Raw genomic sequence first — 18,335 nt, forward strand, 5'->3', positions numbered from 1 at the left:
CATAACTCACATAAGCGAATAGGGAGGAGAAGGAAGATGCCTGCGATTGTTGGACCCATCCATATTGAGTCTTTAGGCGGAAACGGCTCGGCTACTTTTGGTGACGTTCTCGCCATTGCCCCTTTGGCTGTAGATCACTCGACCGGTGGAGCGGGAGCTTTTAATTCAGGTGATTATATGTCCCTGACAAGCGATCCGAATGCCACCATGCTTTGGGACTTTACACTGTTTGGCCAGCCTCAATCATTTAATGCATAAAAGACAGCTGATCATAGGACATATCAGCTGTCTTTTTTATGTTGGATAGACACGTATTGTTCCGCTAGGCATATGATGAGGGTAGTAAAGGTGGTGGAAAGATGCCAGCAATTGTTGGACCCATTCATATTGACCGTGTGATAGGAAACGGCTCTGCACATTTCGGCGATGTGTTTGCCATTTCGCCAAAAAGTGTGGATCATTCCGCTGGTGGTTCAGGTACCTATAATGCAGGAGACTTTGTTCAATTTTTCAACAATCCGAACGTCACATTTGTTTGGGATTCAAACCTGATCAGCCAGCAAAAGAGCTTTAACGCATAGCCAGCTTTGAAAGGGTCTCCTTTTCAGAAGCTGTCTTTTTTTATGGTACAATGGATAGAAGAAGGAAGAAGAAAAAGGGGGGTAAAACACATCAAATGAAAATAAGAAAAGCGCATCTGACAAGCGGGCAACCAACAACCTACAATGTATATTTACATGAAAATAAAAAAGAATATAAAACGCTTGTCGCTGTACCTGACATAGAATGGAGTATTTCTATTGCGTATGAAGACGAAAAAACGCAGCTTGAGCAAGCACTAGAACAATCTTTAAACAAAAGAGTAGAAATAGACGAAGCCCGTGAACTTGCACAAAAAATTGTGCACTGGGTCACAGAAATGTAAATTCAGAAACCAGGAGTGAACACAGCAATGAAAGAAGAATCCGTAGACTTTTATTTGCAGCAAGGGATATTTGGACATGCTGAAACAAAACCAGATGAACGAAGAATGTTTCTCGGCTCATTAAGAGAACGTGCTCTTCTCGCTCTGACAAAAGGGCAAGTATCGAGACATAAATCGTATCAAGAGGTAGAGCAAGTATTGAAGGCAAACCAAGAGGCCACTGTTCTTTTAAATGGTGAATTGTCATATGCTTCTTATTCTCCATATGTGAAAATGGCAAATGCCGCTGGTTGTTCTTTTAAAGTGGTCAACCATCACGAGTCACATTCACCTTTTGGGCTTGTGATAGAGGTGCCGCATGCGATCAATCAAGAGCACATCTATATAGAAGATGAGCTTTTTCAAAAAGCTTTTTCTCGTGAATCTGTTGAATAGGTTTCCCTAGTGAAATGAATAAGCTATAATGATTCAAAAGAGCATATGGGAGAGATGCGGATGGGCAAAGCATTGATTTGTATTGATTATACAGTTGATTTTGTTGCAGACGATGGAAAACTGACGTGCGGAAAGCCTGGACAGGCGATTGAGTCGAAGATCACAGAGATCACTTCTTCATTTATTGATGAAGGACACTTTGTTGTTTTTGCCGTCGATCATCATGAAGAGCAAGATCCATATCATCCAGAGACAAAGTTATTTCCGCCCCATAATATTCGCGGGACAGAAGGAATTGAACTTTACGGAAAACTAAGTTCACTATTTCACACGTCAACACATTTAAATCATGTCTATTATATGGAAAAAACAAGATACTCTGCTTTTGCAGGCACTCAATTAGAAATGAAACTGCGCGAGCGTGGCATCACTGAACTTCACCTAGCCGGAGTGTGTACCGATATTTGTGTACTTCATACAGCTGTTGATGCGTACAATAAAGGCTTTGAACTTGTGATTCATGAGAATGCCGTAGCGAGTTTTAATGAAGCGGGGCACGAGTGGGCACTTTCTCACTTTGAGCATACGCTTGGTGCGAAAGTGGTTAAGTAAGGGAAGGAGAATGGAAGTTGGAGCATCGGTTTATTGACGACAGTTTATCACTACATACAGATCTTTATCAAATTAACATGGCAGAAACGTATTGGAGAGACGGCATTCATGAGAAGAAGGCAGTCTTCGAACTCTTCTTTAGAAAGCTTCCATTTGACAACGGCTTCGCTGTATTTGCTGGTTTAGAGAAAGCGATTGAATATTTATCGGACTTCTCCTTCACCGAGAGCGACCTTGCATATTTAAAAGATGAACTCGGTTATAAAAGCGATTTCATTGAATACTTAAGCGGATTGTCTTTTACAGGGACACTTCATTCAATGCGAGAAGGAGAAATTGTCTTTGCGAATGAACCTATTATGCGCATCGAGGCAACACTTGTTGAAGCGCAGCTAATTGAAACGGCACTGCTCAACATCGTGAACTTCCAGACGCTAATTGCAACAAAGGCGGCTCGTATTAAAGGAATCATTGAAGATGAGACAGCATTAGAATTCGGAACAAGACGTGCGCATGAAATGGATGCAGCCATGTGGGGAGCAAGAGCAGCACTGATCGGCGGATTTCAGGCAACAAGTAATGTCCGTGCAGGGAAACGCTTCAATATTCCCGTATCAGGCACACATGCCCATGCCCTTGTACAAGCATATCGTGACGAATATACTGCATTTAGAAAATATGCCGAAACACATACAGACTGTGTCTTTTTAGTGGATACATATGATACGGTCAGATCAGGCATTCCAAATGCGATTAAGGTAGCGAAAGAATTCGGTGATAAAATCAACTTTATTGGGGTCAGACTTGATAGCGGAGACCTTGCCTACTTGTCTAAAAAGGCGAGAACGATGCTGGATGAAGCTGGATTCCATGACGCCAAAGTCATTGCATCAAGCGATCTTGATGAACACACCATTATGAACTTAAAAGCACAAGGTGCAAAAATTGATGTATGGGGTGTTGGAACGAAACTGATTACCGCGTTCGATCAGCCAGCTCTTGGTGCTGTATATAAGCTTGTATCGATTGAAGAAAACGGTCAGATGAATGACACGATCAAAATTTCTTCTAATCCAGAGAAAGTGACAACACCAGGCCGTAAACGAGTGTATCGCATTATCAATCAATTGAATCATCACTCTGAGGGAGACTACATTGCCCTTGAAGAAGAAGATGTTCAAAGTGAAGATAAGCTGAAAATGTTCCATCCAGTTCATACATTTATCAGTAAATTTGTGACAAATTTTGTGGCAAAGGACCTTCATGTCCCAATTTTTGACCAAGGGAAGCTGGTGTATGATAATCCAGATATCCAAACGATTCAAGCATATGTGCAGGACAGTCTCGGACTCTTCTGGGAGGAATACAAACGAATCAGCAAACCAGAAGAATACCCAGTCGATTTGAGTCAAAAATGCTGGGATAATAAGATGCAGTTTATCCATGATGTGAAAAATAAAATCAAAAAAGAGCTTTATGAAAGCTGATTACCCAGGGAAAGGAGATCATCAAGCCAGATGGTCTCTTTTTTTTCATGTTAGACGATTCAAAATGAACCTTATGGGCAATCATTTGGTATACTGAAAGCACATCTTGTTTGTCATTGCATAAAGGAGGAATGGAGCAGTTGAGGGTGTTTGTTGCAAGGCAGCCTATTTTTAACAGAAAAGAACAAGTCGTATCATACGAGCTGCTTTATAGAGATAGTGAAACCAATACATATAGCGCTGAAGATGGTGATCAAGCGACAACGGACCTCATTATCAATAGTTTTTTAAACATTGGCATCGAAACACTGACAGAAGGAAAACGATGCTACATCAATTTCACCGAAAGCTTGCTTTCGTCTGATCTGCTCACTTATTTTGATCCACATCAGCTTGTGATCGAAATATTAGAAAATGTACCGATTACCCCGGCACTTATTATGAGATGTAAGCAATTAAAAAAGTGGGGATACACGATTGCGCTCGATGATTTCTTTCTGAGCGGAACACATTTTCATGACAAGTTACTCGATGAACTCCTCTATTGCATTGATATTTTAAAAATTGATTTTCTGAAAACAACATGTGAAGAACGAAGAGACATTTTACATACATATAAAAAGTATCGACTTCGATTCCTTGCTGAAAAGGTAGAAACGCGAAAAGAATATGAAGAAGCGTTAGAAGCTGGCTTCCATTTGTTTCAAGGATATTTCTTTAGTGAGCCGCACGTCATTTCGGGACGAGCCTTATCGACTAGCTTCCACGCATACCATCAGCTATTGAATGAGCTGAGCAAGGAGCAGCCGAATATTCAGACCGTGACGCACTTTATAGAAAGTGATCTTTCCCTTTCATATCAATTATTAAAAATGCTGAATTCTGGCGGCATGAGACGTCTTTATCAAATCAAGAGCATTCGTCAGGCGATTATTCTGCTTGGGTTTAATGAAATACGGCGATGGATCTTTATCCTTTCATTTAAAGAACTGAATGTCCAAGCCAACTCAAGCCAAAAGGAAATCATCAAAATGTCGTTCATTCGTGCCAAAACGTGTGAACTCATTGCTAGTCGGACTGAACGAGAGCATCCCGCTTCTTATATGCTAACAGGTATGTTTTCACTCATTGATACGCTTGTCAGGGCGGACATTACTGAACTTGTGAAAGAACTGCCTCTTTCGGATGAAGTAGGTGAGGCACTGCTTGGCTATGAAAATGACTATTTCCTTGTGTTAGACGTTGCCAAACGTATTGAACGAAATGAATGGGATGATGAGATGTTAGGTGGAAGTCTCCCTAAGCAGGAAGCCTACGGCTGTTATATAGAAGCCATTGAATGGTGTCATAAAATGTTTGAATCTTAAGAAAAGCCGCTCACACTAGAGCGGCTTCTTTCTTTGTTATCCCCACTGTAAAAGTAGAAAAAGCCTGCTGGAAGAGAGGGATAAGTAGATACGGATGCCTTCTGGACTAAAGCGGATATCGATATTGCTTTTCACCCCAATCTGCTTCAGCATTCGAATCACACTTGCGGTGTCAGCACGTTCAGCAGCTTCCATGATTCGCTGTCCAAACGAAAGCGAACCGGAAATCTGCTGTGTAATGAGGGATGCATCAGCCACGAGACGGGTTGATTCCTTTGCAGCCTTTTGAAACGCATGAGCATCTACTGGAGGAAAAGTCATTGGTGTTCGCGGGTATGCGTTCCCTATTGCGGGAACCTGCAAAGGCGGATAAGGAACATAGTAAAACACATGGTCACCTCTTCTCTCATTGAAGTGAATTTGGACGGATATCTGTTCTAAATGTATGAAGAAAATCCGAATAAAGAATCAAAATGATCTTTCTACCTTTGCATATTCATCATAAAAATAGGTACTTTTGCGGTCAATTTCGGTGAATGTCGCCAAAAAATTGCGGTGTCTACAGTAGAGCCTGTCGTCTGACCTATAACATGAAAAACCGAGGAAACAGAGGGGATCGTACGTTCTGTATCGTGAGAATTGTGACGAATGATGCCTGTTCATGTCGCAAAAATGACGTATTTCCTTTGAAATTGAGATAAAAGTATCATTTGAAAAGTCTGAAAATGATGAAAAAAGACCTATTGAATTTTGCGGTATCACGCACACATTTTGTGCATACTTTTCGGTGAAAAAATACTCAATAGCATTTACACTGTTAGTAACAGATCAAATACTTATGACCCAATCAACATACACAAATACATTGATCTTCCAAAAAAGGAGAGTGGAATCGATGGAAAAGTATGAAATCGAAGAACTTAAACAACTATTATGGAAACTTGAAAACGAAATTAGAGAAACAACGGCTTCTCTTCATAACATTAACAAAAGCATTGATCAATACGACAAATATGAATATGTGAAAATTTCTTAAAGACTTGATAACCATCAAGTCTTTTTTTTATCCAAATACATACAAAAAAAGGATATATTATTATATAATTGTTAAATAGTGATGTCAGTGGACATTTGCTTATTTCTTTTTAGTAAAATAAGAGGCGAGAGGGTGAGGATCAAGATCGAGTATGCTAAACTATCTAGAGAATACAAAAATCAAGCAGAAAATGTCTGATTTTATTCAACATGCAGTCAGGCAAAATGATTTACAAAAGCTGCTTCTCGAATTTACAGATATAAAGAATGAATTTCCTTTTGGGCAATTAGCTTACCAACATTATGAGGCATTTGGCGGACAAGACAAGCAAGCGATTACAAAACTGGCAGCAGGGATTGAACTTCTCATCTTATCTGCCGATATATTAGATGATATTGAAGATCAGGATAATGATTCGTATCCTTGGATGAACGTAAACCAAGGAGTGGCCATCAATGCTTCTACGTATTTGTATACGGTGAGTATCCAATTCATCACATCAATTTGTGAAAATAATTCTCAACTAATAGAGAAACTGTTCCACTTCATCAAAATGTCTATGGAAGGGCAGCATGAGGATTTGAGTCATTTGTATGGAACAGAAGAAGAGTGTGTAGAGGTTTTAAGGAAAAAATCTGGATCTTTAACAGCTCTTTCTAGCGTACTGGGTGTTTATTTAGCGACAAGAAAAATGAATGCCACTGTAGAATCTTATTCGATATATTATGGTGTTGCTGGACAAATCAGTAACGATTTTTTTGCGTTATTTTCAAAAGCAAACGGAGATTTTCAAAAAAAACAAACGCTGGCATTTAGTTATTTACAAAGACATTTTAACGATGTCAGTCTAGAGCTTCTTTCCTTCTTTTCTAACCGGCTGGATGAGTCAGAGCAAAAGCCGTTTCAACTGAAGCAAAAGTTACTTGAAGCTGGTTTGACTCAGTACATGGTATCGATGAGAGAGATTATGCTGTTAAAAATGAAGCAAGGAATTGCACAACTTGATTTGCCTAAAACGAAAAAGGAACAATTATATGCATATATGACAAAGGAGGGCAATGATTGAACATTCAAAATGTTATTGCATATTTAGTGAAAAATCCTAGTGTTGTGAATGAATTGGACTTAGGGAATGCAAGTTTAATTCACACAGATGAGGAAACGATGAAAGCAATCATTCAAGGCATAAAAAAAGGGCAAATGTCTGCAGATTATATATGGTACTATAAATGATACTATTCATTTAAAAATGATTTAAAAGTTCTCCAGTTAAGGATGTTTTATACATGAAGATAACTTATACGAAACTATCTGCTTTTTTGGTTTTTCTGTCTTTTTTATTTGTGATCTATGTTTCATATATTTATGTATTTGATATTTTTAATGGAGCACGTGTTGCGGAGAACAAGAATGGTCAAGCAGAAGTTGTCAAAGTCGAATATCTTTCTTTAGCCTACACATCAGGATTAGAAGAAGGAGATATTATACTTAAAATCAATGGAGAATCTGCTAACAATAAAGATCATTTGATCAATGGTGAGCTTAGGAATGTGCAAAGAATTGATATTCAAAGAGGCAACCAAATGATCACCCTAAAAAATAAGACATTGATTGGTCAAGAAAGTTTATTTGTCTATATAATTCCTCTCATCCTGTATTCAATATGTTTATTTTGTATCTTCTTTATCATTCGTATTAACAAAGAGATCCAACGAAAATCAGCATTTCTTTTAGTTTTATTTTTATTAACGATTTGTATCGGATATCTTAGTGCAGGTACTTCGGGTATTGGTGATAGATTTAGCCATTATGTCATCACATTTTGTTTATCAAGTGTATTTATCTTTTATATTCATTTCATTTATCAATATTTCAAAGAGTTTGACCTGCATATAACGACTCGAAAAACAATTTATATTTTATATAGTCTTCCTATAACTAATCTAGTAATAGAGCTGTTTGTTCCAATTGATTCGGCGATAGCCAGATACATGCCGAGTTTAAATCTTTTATTCTTTTTTGCTTCTATTATCATGTCATTCAAAGTCATTATTAATGGAATGCAGAAATATAAAGAGACAGAGCAGGGGTCTGTTTTAAAGTTTTTTGTCATGATTAATATCATAGCATTTTGTCCGTTTATTTTTTTATTTGCAATTCCATATGTTTTGTTTCGTATTTATGTTGTAGATCCCTTTTTCTTAACTTCTTTTGTATTGCTCATTCCTTTTTCACTCGTGTATCAATTCATGACGAACAAACTTTACAATATGGATTTCTTGATTAGTAGACTTAAATACTATGGATTTATTGCCATTACACCGACCATTTTAGTTGTTGTCACGTTTTATATTCTGCAAAAACCAGAAGATTTAAAGTACACACTGAAGCTTGCATTCATCACATATACACTCATGTTGGCTGTTTTTTATTTTAAAGAAATTTTAGATTTCCGTTTTCGTTTGAAACGTTTTTCAGAGAAGTATAATTACCAAGACAGCGTGTTTAAATTTACGCAGCTTATTCGTGAGGCATCATCACTTCATCAAGTACTGTATCATTTGAAATACACCATTTTAGAAGTGCTCGTTGTGAATAAAGCCTTTGTGCTAGAGGTGAAGGCTAATGGAGAAATGATTGAAATTGATGAATCAACAAATGATAGTAAGTTATGGAAAGAATACGTGGATCAATTTCAAGATATTTTAGGTGAAGTTGGGAAAATCATCGAGCTTGATAAAGGGTTTATGATGAAAATTGGAGAGCGGGGCGGTCACTCGTTTATGATTTGCTGCTTATCCAATATACAGACGCCGAAATTGACCCGCGATGAAATCTCATGGCTGAAAACATTGGCATTTTACACAAGTGTCAGTTTAGAAAATGTCGTCAAGATCGAAGAACTGATGGAACATCTTGAGGATTTGAAACAGCGGGAAGCCAATCCCGCCTGGCTGAAGAAAGTCATGTTCGCCATGGAAGAGAAGCAGCGCTCAGATTTAGCGAGGGATCTTCATGATTCTGTGCTGCAGGATTTGATTTCACTGAAGAGACAGTCCGAGATGTTCTTAACCAATTTCCAAAACAACCAATGCCCAACATCTATTGAAAATTCATTGATCTCATGGAATGAACAAATGTCTAAGGTGATTCAAACCACGAGAGAAACATGTCATGAACTTCGGCCGCAGCTCCTCTATGATTTGGGGTTAGTGAAGGCAATTTCGAAGCTGACTTCGCAAATTCAAGAGGAAGCGCCATTTCATATTAGGCTGAATACAACCCGATTTGATAAAGAATTGGACATTGATATTGACTCACAGCTGAATATTTACCGGATAGTGCAGGAACTGTTATCCAATGCGTTGAAGCATTCTAAGGCCAGCCAAGTCTTAGTGATGCTCATTTGTATTAAAGATCAAGTTGTTCTCCATTATGAGGACGATGGAGTCGGATTTGATGCAAGCCAGCTTGATCAGCACACGATGAGCATGGGTCTTTCTGGCATAAGGGAACGAGTCAAAGCTCTAAATGGAAAGCTTCAAATTCACACAGCACCTGAAAAAGGGCTCAAGGTGAAAATTGAAATGGAATTGTAACGATTTCTTAAGGAATAAGACTTGGCATCTGCCAAGTCTTTTATATAAAATGGAAGTGAGTGATTTAAAGGGAGGAAGACATGAAGAAGATATTGGTCATTGATGATCATCCGGCTGTCATGGAAGGGACAAAAAGCATATTAGAATCAGATCAGCAGCTATCAGTCGATTGTTTAAGTCCTGATGCAGAAGGCGCCTTTTTAAAGACGCATGACTTTTCCATCTATGATGTGATCTTGATGGATTTAAATCTCGGGGATATCAATGGAATGGACATTGCCAAACAAATTCTAGAAACGAATCAACAAGTGAAAATTATCATTTATACAGGATATGAAGTAGATGATTATTTCGAAGAGGCCATTCGAGCTGGATTGCATGGTGCAATAAGTAAAACAGAGACAAAAGACAAAATCATTGAATACATACACCGCACATTGCAAGGAGAAGTTGTCATTCAGCTATCCTATTTAAAGAAATTAATTTCACAGCAGCAAGAGAAGCCAGAACAGGCGCAGCAGACGGATCATGAGCTGTTAACAGAGCGTGAATGTTTAATCTTAAGAGAAGTGGAAAAAGGGTACACAAACCAAGAGATCGCCGATGTGCTTCATTTGAGCAAACGCTCGATTGAATACAGTTTGACCTCCATCTTTAATAAGCTGAATGTTGGATCTCGAACGGAAGCGGTGTTAATTGCAAAATCGGAAAGTGTGCTGTAAACGTGTGAAGGGAGAGGGCCTTGATGGATGTGAGTGGTTCAAATACACTGCTTGAGGCACTGGGGATTGAGATTGTGGAATGCAATACGTCACGATGCGTGGCGACAATGCCAGTCGATCACCGAACAAAACAGCCATTTGGATTACTGCATGGAGGAGCATCAGCTGCTCTAGCAGAAACAGTGGCAAGCATGGGTGCTGCTGCTCATTTGGATTTAACGAAGCAGGTTTGTTCAGGTATTGAAATCAATGCCAATCATTTAAAATCTGTACGTGATGGAGTGGTGACAGCTACAGCTGTTCCTGTACATGTAGGACGGCGTACAATGGTATTCCAAATCGATATAAAAGATGATCGAGACCGTCATATCTGTACGTCAAGATGTACACTTGCTGTCATTGATCGCATATAAAAAAGCTCCCGGTGCAGCGGAAGCTTTTTTTAATACCCTTTTATGAACATGCAGGTAAAGTGAACAAGACCTGAATGTCATATTCTTCATTTATAAATAAGAGTCTTCTTTTCGTTTAATGACAAAGTTACGGAAACCGCCATAATCATCTTGGACACTTCGTTTGTCCATTTTCACACCAGTGTTGTAAGCGGCTCTTCCGATCAAATGAGCGCCGACTGGTGCGGTCAGAAAGATAAAGACAATCCCAAGCAGGATTTTCGCAGAGATGATCCCTGCAAGAAACCATTCATGAAAGAACACACCAACTAAAATGAGAACAACACCAAGTGTCGATGCTTTTGATGCAGCATGCATACGTGTGTAAACATCCGGCAGGCGAAGGACACCAATGGCTGAAATCAAACAGAGGATGGCGCCAAGCAGAATAAAGAAAATCACGATCGCTTTAGCGATGACGATCATTTTCAATCACTTCCCCTTTCTCAAGGAATTTGGAAAAAGCGACAGTGCCGATAAAGGCAAGAATACCGAGCAGTAAAATAATTTCAAAGAACGTAGTGGTTTTCAGTAAGATAGACACGATGGCTGTCATCCCAATTAAATTGATTCCTATCGCATCAAGCGCACTAACGCGATCTGGGATAGAAGGTCCTTTGATGACCCGTATGACAAAAAGCAAAGTAGACAGCGCAAGAATTCCAAGTGACATTTGCAAGATCAGTTCCATTACTTACCGCTCACCTCCTGAATCGCTTTTTCAAATGATACCCGAATATCGTGGATGGCTTTTTCAGCATCTTCAATATCCATCGCATGAATGTATAAAATCGAACGATCATCGGAAATATCGATGACCAGTGTACCAGGTGTTAATGTAATCATATTGGCCAGTATGGTGATTTCCCAATCTGTTTTTAAATCTGTACGAAAGGCGAAAATACCAGGCTTGATTTTCAGCTTTGGAGATAACACCGTCTTGAGTACACTCAAATTAGCAAGAAGCAGCTCTCTGATAAAAATGATGACGAGCTTGAAAATCGCATAAAGGGCATAGCCGTAAAAACGTTGAGGGAAGAATCGCCGTAGCATAAAAATGGCGATCATCCCTAGTGCAAAGCCTGATACAAAGTCTGCAGCTCTGTATGTATCATTCATAAACATCCATGTAAAGGCGAGGAGAGCGTTTAATAATATTTGAAAGGCCATGTTCATCTACTCCTTCAGCACAGCTTGAATATATTTTTCTGGTGTTGAAAGCATTTCCGCAGCTTGATTGATATAAGGTGCAATGAATTCTGTGCCTAATCCAATCGCAAGCGATAAGATAACAAGCAGTACCCCAGGATACACCATTCCTCTAATGGATGGCTTTCTTCTTCGCATATCCTGTTCCTCTCCCCAAAACGCGAGCATGAAAATCCTCATAACAGAATAAAGGACAAGAAGACTGGACAGTAAAACAAGGATAGAGAACGTCATGTACCCAGCAGAAAACCCACCTTCAACAATTTTCAGCTTGCCAACAAATCCACTTAGCGGAGGAATACCCGCAAGTGATAAAGCCGATATGAAGAACATCCAGCCGAGTAGAGGCTGGGATTGAATCAGCCCACCCATTTTTTTCAGATGATTGGTTCCAGCATACACAAACAGTGCCCCTGCGAGCATAAATAGAGCTCCTTTGATCACCATATCGTGAATGAGATAATAAATGGCGCCTTGAAGTGATGCCGGTGTATTGGCCGCAATCCCAAACAAAATGACACCAACAGCTGTGACAATGTTATAAATCACAATTTTTTGCACATCAGAATAGGCGATAGAGCCAATGACACCGAATATAACCGTTAGAGCGGCTAGCCAGGCCATAATTGTATGTGTAAAACCTGTATCATGTATAAAGATGAGCGTAAAGACTCTGGCAATCGCATATAGCCCGACCTTTGTCAGCAGTGCACCAAACAAAGCTGAAATCGCTGCCGGCGGTGCATGATAAGACCCTGGCAGCCAGAAATAAAGCGGGAAGACCCCAGCTTTTAAGCCAAATACAATCAGGAACAGAATGGCAATCACGGTGATTAACCCTGTTTGCCCAGATTCAGCTATTTTCACACTTAAATCAGCCATGTTCAGTGTGCCTGTGACTGCATATAAACACGCTACGCCAACAATAAATAATGCCGATGAGATAATATTAAACACAATGTATTTCAGTGATTCACGAAGTTGAGGCTTTGAACCACCCAGAACAATGAGCATATAAGATGCCATCAGCAACAATTCAAAGAAGACAAACAGGTTGAAAATATCTCCTGTTAAAAAGGCACCACTGACGCCAGCCAACAAGAATTGGACACCAGAATAATAGAACAGCCGCTCTCTTTCTTTCCCAATCGTTTGAAAGGAAAAAAGAACTGTGACAAGTCCAACAATGGAAGCGGTCAGCACAAGAAGTGCAGCAAACTGATCGGCCACAAGGGCAATGCCAAACGGTGCTTTCCAGCCACCCAAATAAAGGGTTTGTATGCCGTTTGTGAAAATCGTTTGGACCAAATAGACATTACAGATAATGGCTAAAAGAGATGCAAATACACTAAAGCCTCTCGACAGCATGGTGTTTTTATTCATAAAAATCAATAATGTAGCAGCTAGTAATGGTATTAATATAGGCAGGATCACGAGATTATTCATGCTGATCATTTCCTCTCATTTGATCCATGTCATCTGTTCTCAGCTCTTGGAAGGCACGGAAGGCCATCACGAGCAAAAAGGATGTTACACCAAAAGCAATGACAATGGCTGTTAAAATTAATGCTTGTGGCAATGGATCTACATAGGATGTGAGCCCCTCTTTCAAAATAGGAGGTGCTCCCTTTTTTAAACCGCCCATTGTTAATAGAAGCAAATGGACGCCGTGACTTAAAACGGCAGTACCGACGATGACCCGCAGAAGGCTTTTTGAAAGCATTAAATAGGTCGCTGCCATAAAAATGATTCCGACGATAATAGACATTAGAAATTCCATTATTCCTTCTCTCCAATCGTTTGAATAATGGTCATGGTGACACCAACAACAACTAAATACACACCGATATCAAACAGGACTGCTGTCGCCAGTTCTGTTTTCCCTAGAAACGGCAGTTGGAAATAATCAAATGCATGGGATAGGAAAGGTGCTCCGAACAGAAAAGATCCCATGCCTGTTAGGATGGCAACGAGCAAACCGACACCAGCCACATAAATAAAGTCAAATGGTAAAATGCGTCTCACTGTTTTAAGGTCATAGGCTAAAAGCAGAAGGACGACAGCACCAGCACTCATCAAGCCGCCAATGAATCCTCCGCCAGGATTATTATGTCCTGCAAGAAATAGGTGAAGTGAGAAAAGCAAGATGATGAATGCTGTAATTTTAGTAGTGACTTGTAAGAGCATATCATTCGTATCAATCTTTCTCATCGCCGTACGCCTCTCTTCCGTTTTCCTTGTGCTTTTACCTTCAATAATCCATAAATACCGAGTGCCGCAATGGCCAGCACTGTAATCTCAAAGAGTGTATCAAAGCCCCTGAAATCGACAAGAATGACATTGACAATATTGTCTCCGCCAGCCAGTTTGTAGCTGTTTTCAATGAAGTACGTTGAAATCGTGTCAAGAGACTGCTGGCTTGTTGAAGCGAAAGCAAGACAGGTGACAACGACTCCAACACCTAATGAGATGATCAAATTTGTTAATTTAAATCTTCGTGTTTTTTGCTTCAGACTCAGCTTTGGCAAATGATAGAAGCAAAGTAAAAACAGCGCGACAGAAATGGTTTCAATAATAAGCTGTGTCAGCGCAAGGTCAGGTGCTCTGAAAATCACGAAGAATAGTGACAGCGTGTAGCCCATAACACCTAGCGCAATAATAGCTGTTAAGCGTGAACGAGCAAATACAGTCGTGACTGTCGCTGCGACCATCACAAGTGAAAGGATGACTTCGTACGTGCCGATTGATGCAGCGTGCTCAGTTTGAAATGAGAAGGCTTGCTTGTAGAACATCACGCTGCCAAGCACGATAATCATAAACCCAAATACATAGACAAGATAGTCACGAAGGAATCCTGTCATATAGCTGTTTGTTAGGCGGTATGACCCTTTTTCTACACCTATAAGTGAACGATCATACAAAGCGTTAAATGACCATTTTTCCTTAAATATGTTGTACATTGGGCGCCATTTTGACAGCGTTAAATAGCCAATGGTACCGAGCGCAACTACACCAATTGTCATGTAAAGCTCTGGCTGGAATCCATGCCACGCTTCAATTTTTACGGCAAAGCGGCTTCCTGTTTGAATGGCTTCTGGAATGATCGCTTGAATGGCAGGTTCAATGACAGAATAGGCAAGAATATTAGGGAAAAAGAAAAACGTGACCACAAGTGCAGCTAAAATAATTGGCGGGATCAGCATACCAATCGGTGCTTCATGCGGTTTTTTCTCCAATTGATCGACATTCAGACGGCCTCTAAATGTTTTGAAGACGATCATCATACTGTAGATGAACGTAAACACACTAGCGAGCCAAGCGATAGCAGGGAAGACAGCCCCCCATGTTGAAACATCCGTAAAGCTGATGTCAGAAATCCGAATCATACTTGTGAAAAATAGCTCTTTACTTAAAAATCCATTAAAAGGCGGGAGTCCAGCCATCGAGAATGTACCAATTAACGTAATTGTAAAGGTAATTGGCATGATGGTCATTAATCCACCTAATTTGCGAATATCACGTGTACCTGTTTCGTGATCGATAATCCCTGCTGCCATAAAGAGACTTCCTTTAAAAGTCGCGTGGTTAATGAGATGAAAAATAGCAGCAAGAACGGCTGCGCCAAAAAAGGCAGGGTTGTTTTCATGAATGGCAGCTGCGCCTACTCCTAGCATGAGCATAATCATACCGAGTTGACTCACTGTCGAGAAGGCCAGAATGGCTTTCAAATCATTTTGCCGAACGGCGTGGAAAGATCCCCAGAATAGTGTGATAAGTCCGACAATCGAAATGGTCCAAAACCACACCTCTGATATAGCAAAAATCGGACTAAAGCGGGCAACCAGATAAATACCGGCTTTGACCATAGTAGCAGAATGCAGATAACTGCTTACAGGGGTTGGTGCTTCCATAGCATCAGGCAGCCAAATATAAAATGGGAACTGCGCTGATTTCGTGAAGGCCCCTAGTAAAATGAGAACCATCGCAGGGATGAAATAAGGTGATGCCATAATGAGCTGAAGCTGATTGACTGCTTCGCGAATACTGAATGAATCAGTGATCAGGTAAATGAGGATGAAGCCGCCAAGCATAGATAATCCGCCAAACACAGTAATAAGCAGTGATTTGGTTGCTCCGTAACGAGAACGCTCACGCTTATACCAATACCCAATTAAGAGGAAGGAAGAGATACTTGTTAGCTCCCAGAACAAATAAAGTACGACCATGTTATCAGAGAGGACAACACCGAGCATAGCGGTCATAAACATTAATAAATACGTATAGAAAGAGCCAAGCTGTTCTTTTTCCTTTGATAAGTAGAAAATACTGTACAGTACCACAAGTGCACCAATACCTGTGATGAGTAAAGCAAATAACAGGCTGAGACCATCTACATACACAGTGAAATTCATCCCTAGAGAGGGAATCCATTCAGCTTGTGAGAACAACGTTCGTCCATTCGAGGTGATCTGGAGCATTTGGATGAAATAGGTAAATAAAAGAATAGGCAAGATGAGAACAAACCATCCTGTATGTATACGCCTTACGTATTTAAAAAGAAAAGGGACGACAAAGGCAAGTAAAAAAGGTGATAGGATGGCGAAGTGAATAAGCTGCAAGAAAATGAACCTCCTTTGATCAATATAAATTCACGTTCTAAAGAACTGGTAATTAAAATTATAGCGTAAATACAGACATAGTGCATTGGTTTGAACTGATTTACGACAAATTGAATTTGTTTTGAGTTCTTTTGACCACAAAAAATATTTTATCAAAAATGAAACTCGTTGTATATTGTTTTGTATTTCGTACATGCTTTTCTTAAAGGAGCTGATCAAATGAAACGAAAGATCGCCATCAGCTTAAGCATATTCTGCACGATTTTAGGAGGAGCATTCTTGATTGAACGAAATGATCAAAAAAGGTGGCAAGCCGGGAGTGAATGGCCGCTATTTTCTGAACAACTCCTCCATATGACCTATCCGCAGGCGAAACAGTATCCTTTTCAGCCTCGGGAGTATATACGAATTGTATTAGCTGATGAATGAGGATGTATGGGAGAAAAGAAATATAAAAAAAAGCATGTCCCTTATGAAAAGGACATGCTTTTTGTTTCTTTTTTAAGTAAACATTCTGAGTAAGATTGTTGCGCAAATAACAGTTGCTGCTCCGCCAAGACGTGTAGAGACTTGAGCGAAAGGCATAAGGCCCATTCTTCCAGAAGCTGAAAGAATCGCAACGTCACCAGTACCGCCTAATCCACTGTGACAGCCAGTCACAATGGCAGATTCAACTGGATACATGTTCATGAATTTACCAACAAAGTAACCAGAACCAACCATGCCTAGAACAACAGCAATACATACACATACGAAAGGAATCGAAATAACAGTGGCCACATCATCAAGTGGAATGTATAGAATTCCTAAACCAACCATTAGAGGCCATGTAAAGCTTTTCGATACAAACTTGTAGAACTGCTGTGAGCCGTTTTGCAAATGCTGAGGCATCACGTTTAAGTATTTGATTAATGCAGCAAGAACAATCATTAAGATTGGTCCTGGAATATGAACAAAACTTTCTAATAAGCCGCCAAAGATAAAGGTTGTACAAGCAACAAGTACACCTGCACCCATTAAGCTGAAGTCAACTTTAGTATCCATGTCAGGCTGTTCAAAGATTTCATTTGCTTCTTTTGATTTAACAAGTCGTCCATTCCCGTTTAGTTCAGGACGTTTTTCACCAAGCTTTTTCATTGCGCCAGCACAAATGATGGCAATGACGTTCCCAATGACAGCAGCCGGAATTAATTGAGAAATTAATGACTCTGCTGATACACCAAGAATTTGTGAATAAGCAATTGATAATGGCAATATTCCTTCACCGACACCACCGGCAATAATCGGTACAATGATAAAGAAGAACGAATGATGCGGTGTGTAACCAACTAGAAGACCCACTAGAATTCCAGCAGCTACAGCTGTAATTGTACCTGCAACAAGAGGAACAAACATACGAATAAGGCCTTGTACTAAAACAGTTCGTTGCATCCCAAGAATACTACCTACTACAAGAGCAGATATATAGAAGTATAGGAAGTTCGACGTTTTCATCAGAGACGTAACCGCTTCCAACGAGTTTGGATTCAGAACATGAAAAAAGACCAGGAACGATGGTACGAATAAAGAAAGAATCGCCGGTCCACCAATATCTTTTAAGATTGGAATACGTTGTCCTACATCTCCTAGGAAAATCCCCAAAATCATAATAACAGCGAAACCACCAAGCATATTTGCTGGAATTTTATTGAAATAAGCGGCAGTTAAAATAATCGCTGCAAGTACTATATACACAGGTAGATCAATAACACCAATTTTCCAAGAAAGAATTTTTCGGAAAACGCTTTTATTATTGTCAGAATCGTTTGTAATCGATTTCAATTGTTGTGTATTAGCCACATAAACACCCCCAAATGCTATTTGTCTCAATTG

Annotated in this window: 23 protein-coding genes; 14 read left to right on the forward strand and 9 right to left on the reverse strand. The window is 39.8% G+C overall.

What is annotated here, in order from left to right:
- Nucleotides 1-36: 36 nt before the first annotated feature.
- From ACTJJQ_RS08560 to ACTJJQ_RS08590, 7 genes are all read left to right on the forward strand, one after another.
- Nucleotides 37-258 (forward strand): spore germination protein, encoded by a 222-nt coding sequence (locus ACTJJQ_RS08560; protein WP_008345880.1) that lies wholly within the window; start codon nucleotides 37-39, stop codon nucleotides 256-258.
- 101 nt (nucleotides 259-359) lie between these two features.
- Nucleotides 360-581 (forward strand): spore germination protein, encoded by a 222-nt coding sequence (locus tag ACTJJQ_RS08565; protein ID WP_008345878.1) that lies wholly within the window; start codon nucleotides 360-362, stop codon nucleotides 579-581.
- Between the two features lie 95 nt (nucleotides 582-676).
- Entirely contained in the window at nucleotides 677-925 is a 249-nt protein-coding gene (locus tag ACTJJQ_RS08570; RefSeq protein ID WP_024719734.1) for a YueH family protein, read from the forward strand.
- Between the two features lie 27 nt (nucleotides 926-952).
- Complete coding sequence (locus ACTJJQ_RS08575; RefSeq protein ID WP_440600112.1) at nucleotides 953-1,360, forward strand: YueI family protein; 408 nt, start codon at nucleotides 953-955, stop codon at nucleotides 1,358-1,360.
- Nucleotides 1,361-1,420: 60 nt separating this feature from the next.
- A complete protein-coding gene (locus tag ACTJJQ_RS08580) occupies nucleotides 1,421-1,972 on the forward strand; it encodes a cysteine hydrolase family protein (protein WP_008345872.1) in 552 nt (183 codons plus the stop codon).
- A gap of 17 nt (nucleotides 1,973-1,989) precedes the next feature.
- Nucleotides 1,990-3,459, forward strand: coding sequence for a nicotinate phosphoribosyltransferase (locus tag ACTJJQ_RS08585; protein ID WP_440600113.1), 1,470 nt, complete (start codon nucleotides 1,990-1,992; stop codon nucleotides 3,457-3,459).
- A 140-nt stretch (nucleotides 3,460-3,599) separates the two neighbouring features.
- The gene (locus tag ACTJJQ_RS08590; RefSeq protein WP_035701209.1) at nucleotides 3,600-4,826 is read left to right on the forward strand and encodes an EAL and HDOD domain-containing protein; all 1,227 of its coding nucleotides are present in this window, start codon (nucleotides 3,600-3,602) and stop codon (nucleotides 4,824-4,826) included.
- A 36-nt stretch (nucleotides 4,827-4,862) separates the two neighbouring features.
- Here the strand turns inward: ACTJJQ_RS08590 and ACTJJQ_RS08595 are convergent, their stop codons facing one another.
- Nucleotides 4,863-5,216 carry a hypothetical protein gene (locus ACTJJQ_RS08595; RefSeq protein ID WP_017367963.1) on the reverse strand — a complete coding sequence of 118 codons (354 nt, stop codon included), beginning with the start codon at nucleotides 5,214-5,216 and terminating at the stop codon, nucleotides 4,863-4,865.
- 505 nt (nucleotides 5,217-5,721) lie between these two features.
- On the opposite strand from ACTJJQ_RS08595, the gene degQ reads away from it, so the two are divergent.
- The 6 genes from degQ (at nucleotide 5,722) to ACTJJQ_RS08625 (ending at nucleotide 10,596) form a co-directional block, all read left to right on the forward strand.
- Nucleotides 5,722-5,862: a degradation enzyme regulation protein DegQ gene (gene degQ, locus ACTJJQ_RS08600; RefSeq protein ID WP_003213123.1), complete on the forward strand. Its 141-nt coding sequence runs from the start codon at nucleotides 5,722-5,724 to the stop codon at nucleotides 5,860-5,862.
- A gap of 151 nt (nucleotides 5,863-6,013) precedes the next feature.
- Nucleotides 6,014-6,928, forward strand: coding sequence for a polyprenyl synthetase family protein (locus ACTJJQ_RS08605; RefSeq protein WP_440600114.1), 915 nt, complete (start codon nucleotides 6,014-6,016; stop codon nucleotides 6,926-6,928).
- The gene (gene comX, locus ACTJJQ_RS08610; RefSeq protein WP_074041927.1) at nucleotides 6,925-7,095 is read left to right on the forward strand and encodes a competence pheromone ComX; all 171 of its coding nucleotides are present in this window, start codon (nucleotides 6,925-6,927) and stop codon (nucleotides 7,093-7,095) included. The genes ACTJJQ_RS08605 and comX overlap by 4 nt, the downstream gene beginning before the upstream one ends.
- Nucleotides 7,096-7,148: 53 nt before the next feature.
- A complete protein-coding gene (locus ACTJJQ_RS08615) occupies nucleotides 7,149-9,461 on the forward strand; it encodes an ATP-binding protein (RefSeq protein WP_144626085.1) in 2,313 nt (770 codons plus the stop codon).
- 80 nt (nucleotides 9,462-9,541) lie between these two features.
- Nucleotides 9,542-10,183, forward strand: a complete 642-nt coding sequence (locus ACTJJQ_RS08620) for a response regulator transcription factor (RefSeq protein WP_007500477.1) — start codon at nucleotides 9,542-9,544, stop codon at nucleotides 10,181-10,183.
- Nucleotides 10,184-10,206: 23 nt separating this feature from the next.
- Complete coding sequence (locus ACTJJQ_RS08625) at nucleotides 10,207-10,596, forward strand: hotdog fold thioesterase (RefSeq protein ID WP_017358943.1); 390 nt, start codon at nucleotides 10,207-10,209, stop codon at nucleotides 10,594-10,596.
- Nucleotides 10,597-10,686: 90 nt separating this feature from the next.
- Here ACTJJQ_RS08625 and mnhG read toward each other — a convergent pair whose 3' ends face one another.
- Genes mnhG through ACTJJQ_RS08660 form a run of 7 tightly spaced genes read right to left on the reverse strand, consistent with a single transcriptional unit; the run spans nucleotide 10,687 to nucleotide 16,463 of the window.
- Nucleotides 10,687-11,061, reverse strand: coding sequence for a monovalent cation/H(+) antiporter subunit G (gene mnhG, locus ACTJJQ_RS08630; RefSeq protein ID WP_003213369.1), 375 nt, complete (start codon nucleotides 11,059-11,061; stop codon nucleotides 10,687-10,689).
- Nucleotides 11,045-11,326 carry a Na(+)/H(+) antiporter subunit F1 gene (locus ACTJJQ_RS08635; RefSeq protein WP_008345849.1) on the reverse strand — a complete coding sequence of 94 codons (282 nt, stop codon included), beginning with the start codon at nucleotides 11,324-11,326 and terminating at the stop codon, nucleotides 11,045-11,047. Before ACTJJQ_RS08635 ends, mnhG begins: the two co-directional genes overlap by 17 nt.
- Nucleotides 11,326-11,805, reverse strand: coding sequence for a Na+/H+ antiporter subunit E (locus tag ACTJJQ_RS08640; protein ID WP_008345848.1), 480 nt, complete (start codon nucleotides 11,803-11,805; stop codon nucleotides 11,326-11,328). Before ACTJJQ_RS08640 ends, ACTJJQ_RS08635 begins: the two co-directional genes overlap by 1 nt.
- Nucleotides 11,806-11,811: 6 nt before the next feature.
- Nucleotides 11,812-13,290 carry a Na+/H+ antiporter subunit D gene (locus ACTJJQ_RS08645; protein WP_019744043.1) on the reverse strand — a complete coding sequence of 493 codons (1,479 nt, stop codon included), beginning with the start codon at nucleotides 13,288-13,290 and terminating at the stop codon, nucleotides 11,812-11,814.
- A complete protein-coding gene (locus ACTJJQ_RS08650) occupies nucleotides 13,283-13,624 on the reverse strand; it encodes a Na(+)/H(+) antiporter subunit C (RefSeq protein WP_003213576.1) in 342 nt (113 codons plus the stop codon). Before ACTJJQ_RS08650 ends, ACTJJQ_RS08645 begins: the two co-directional genes overlap by 8 nt.
- Nucleotides 13,624-14,055 (reverse strand): Na(+)/H(+) antiporter subunit B, encoded by a 432-nt coding sequence (locus tag ACTJJQ_RS08655; RefSeq protein WP_008345843.1) that lies wholly within the window; start codon nucleotides 14,053-14,055, stop codon nucleotides 13,624-13,626. The genes ACTJJQ_RS08650 and ACTJJQ_RS08655 overlap by 1 nt, the downstream gene beginning before the upstream one ends.
- Nucleotides 14,052-16,463: a Na+/H+ antiporter subunit A gene (locus ACTJJQ_RS08660; protein ID WP_440600115.1), complete on the reverse strand. Its 2,412-nt coding sequence runs from the start codon at nucleotides 16,461-16,463 to the stop codon at nucleotides 14,052-14,054. The genes ACTJJQ_RS08655 and ACTJJQ_RS08660 overlap by 4 nt, the downstream gene beginning before the upstream one ends.
- A gap of 219 nt (nucleotides 16,464-16,682) precedes the next feature.
- Between ACTJJQ_RS08660 and ACTJJQ_RS08665 the strand changes: the two genes are divergently transcribed.
- Entirely contained in the window at nucleotides 16,683-16,892 is a 210-nt protein-coding gene (locus ACTJJQ_RS08665; RefSeq protein WP_019744044.1) for a hypothetical protein, read from the forward strand.
- 72 nt (nucleotides 16,893-16,964) lie between these two features.
- Here ACTJJQ_RS08665 and ACTJJQ_RS08670 read toward each other — a convergent pair whose 3' ends face one another.
- Complete coding sequence (locus tag ACTJJQ_RS08670; RefSeq protein ID WP_017367956.1) at nucleotides 16,965-18,302, reverse strand: 2-hydroxycarboxylate transporter family protein; 1,338 nt, start codon at nucleotides 18,300-18,302, stop codon at nucleotides 16,965-16,967.
- Nucleotides 18,303-18,335 lie beyond the last annotated feature (33 nt).

This window comes from Bacillus sp. 22483, from assembly GCF_052044605.1.
In the GTDB taxonomy this organism is placed as follows: domain Bacteria; phylum Bacillota; class Bacilli; order Bacillales; family Bacillaceae; genus Bacillus; species Bacillus altitudinis.

Bases quoted from the DNA above. Each gene is read 5' to 3' on its own strand.
- ACTJJQ_RS08650 (WP_003213576.1), bottom strand. From the start codon at position 13,624: ATGGAATTTCTAATGTCTATTATCGTCGGAATCATTTTTATGGCAGCG.
- ACTJJQ_RS08615 (WP_144626085.1), top strand. From the start codon at position 7,149: ATGAAGATAACTTATACGAAACTATCTGCTTTTTTGGTTTTTCTGTCT.
- ACTJJQ_RS08640 (WP_008345848.1), bottom strand. From the start codon at position 11,805: ATGGCCTTTCAAATATTATTAAACGCTCTCCTCGCCTTTACATGGATG.
- ACTJJQ_RS08605 (WP_440600114.1), top strand. From the start codon at position 6,014: ATGCTAAACTATCTAGAGAATACAAAAATCAAGCAGAAAATGTCTGAT.
- mnhG (WP_003213369.1), bottom strand. From the start codon at position 11,061: ATGATCGTCATCGCTAAAGCGATCGTGATTTTCTTTATTCTGCTTGGC.
- ACTJJQ_RS08620 (WP_007500477.1), top strand. From the start codon at position 9,542: ATGAAGAAGATATTGGTCATTGATGATCATCCGGCTGTCATGGAAGGG.
- ACTJJQ_RS08565 (WP_008345878.1), top strand. From the start codon at position 360: ATGCCAGCAATTGTTGGACCCATTCATATTGACCGTGTGATAGGAAAC.
- degQ (WP_003213123.1), top strand. From the start codon at position 5,722: ATGGAAAAGTATGAAATCGAAGAACTTAAACAACTATTATGGAAACTT.
- ACTJJQ_RS08625 (WP_017358943.1), top strand. From the start codon at position 10,207: ATGGATGTGAGTGGTTCAAATACACTGCTTGAGGCACTGGGGATTGAG.
- ACTJJQ_RS08560 (WP_008345880.1), top strand. From the start codon at position 37: ATGCCTGCGATTGTTGGACCCATCCATATTGAGTCTTTAGGCGGAAAC.
- ACTJJQ_RS08575 (WP_440600112.1), top strand. From the start codon at position 953: ATGAAAGAAGAATCCGTAGACTTTTATTTGCAGCAAGGGATATTTGGA.
- ACTJJQ_RS08655 (WP_008345843.1), bottom strand. From the start codon at position 14,055: ATGAGAAAGATTGATACGAATGATATGCTCTTACAAGTCACTACTAAA.
- ACTJJQ_RS08570 (WP_024719734.1), top strand. From the start codon at position 677: ATGAAAATAAGAAAAGCGCATCTGACAAGCGGGCAACCAACAACCTAC.
- ACTJJQ_RS08580 (WP_008345872.1), top strand. From the start codon at position 1,421: ATGGGCAAAGCATTGATTTGTATTGATTATACAGTTGATTTTGTTGCA.
- ACTJJQ_RS08645 (WP_019744043.1), bottom strand. From the start codon at position 13,290: ATGAATAATCTCGTGATCCTGCCTATATTAATACCATTACTAGCTGCT.
- ACTJJQ_RS08635 (WP_008345849.1), bottom strand. From the start codon at position 11,326: ATGGAACTGATCTTGCAAATGTCACTTGGAATTCTTGCGCTGTCTACT.
- ACTJJQ_RS08665 (WP_019744044.1), top strand. From the start codon at position 16,683: ATGAAACGAAAGATCGCCATCAGCTTAAGCATATTCTGCACGATTTTA.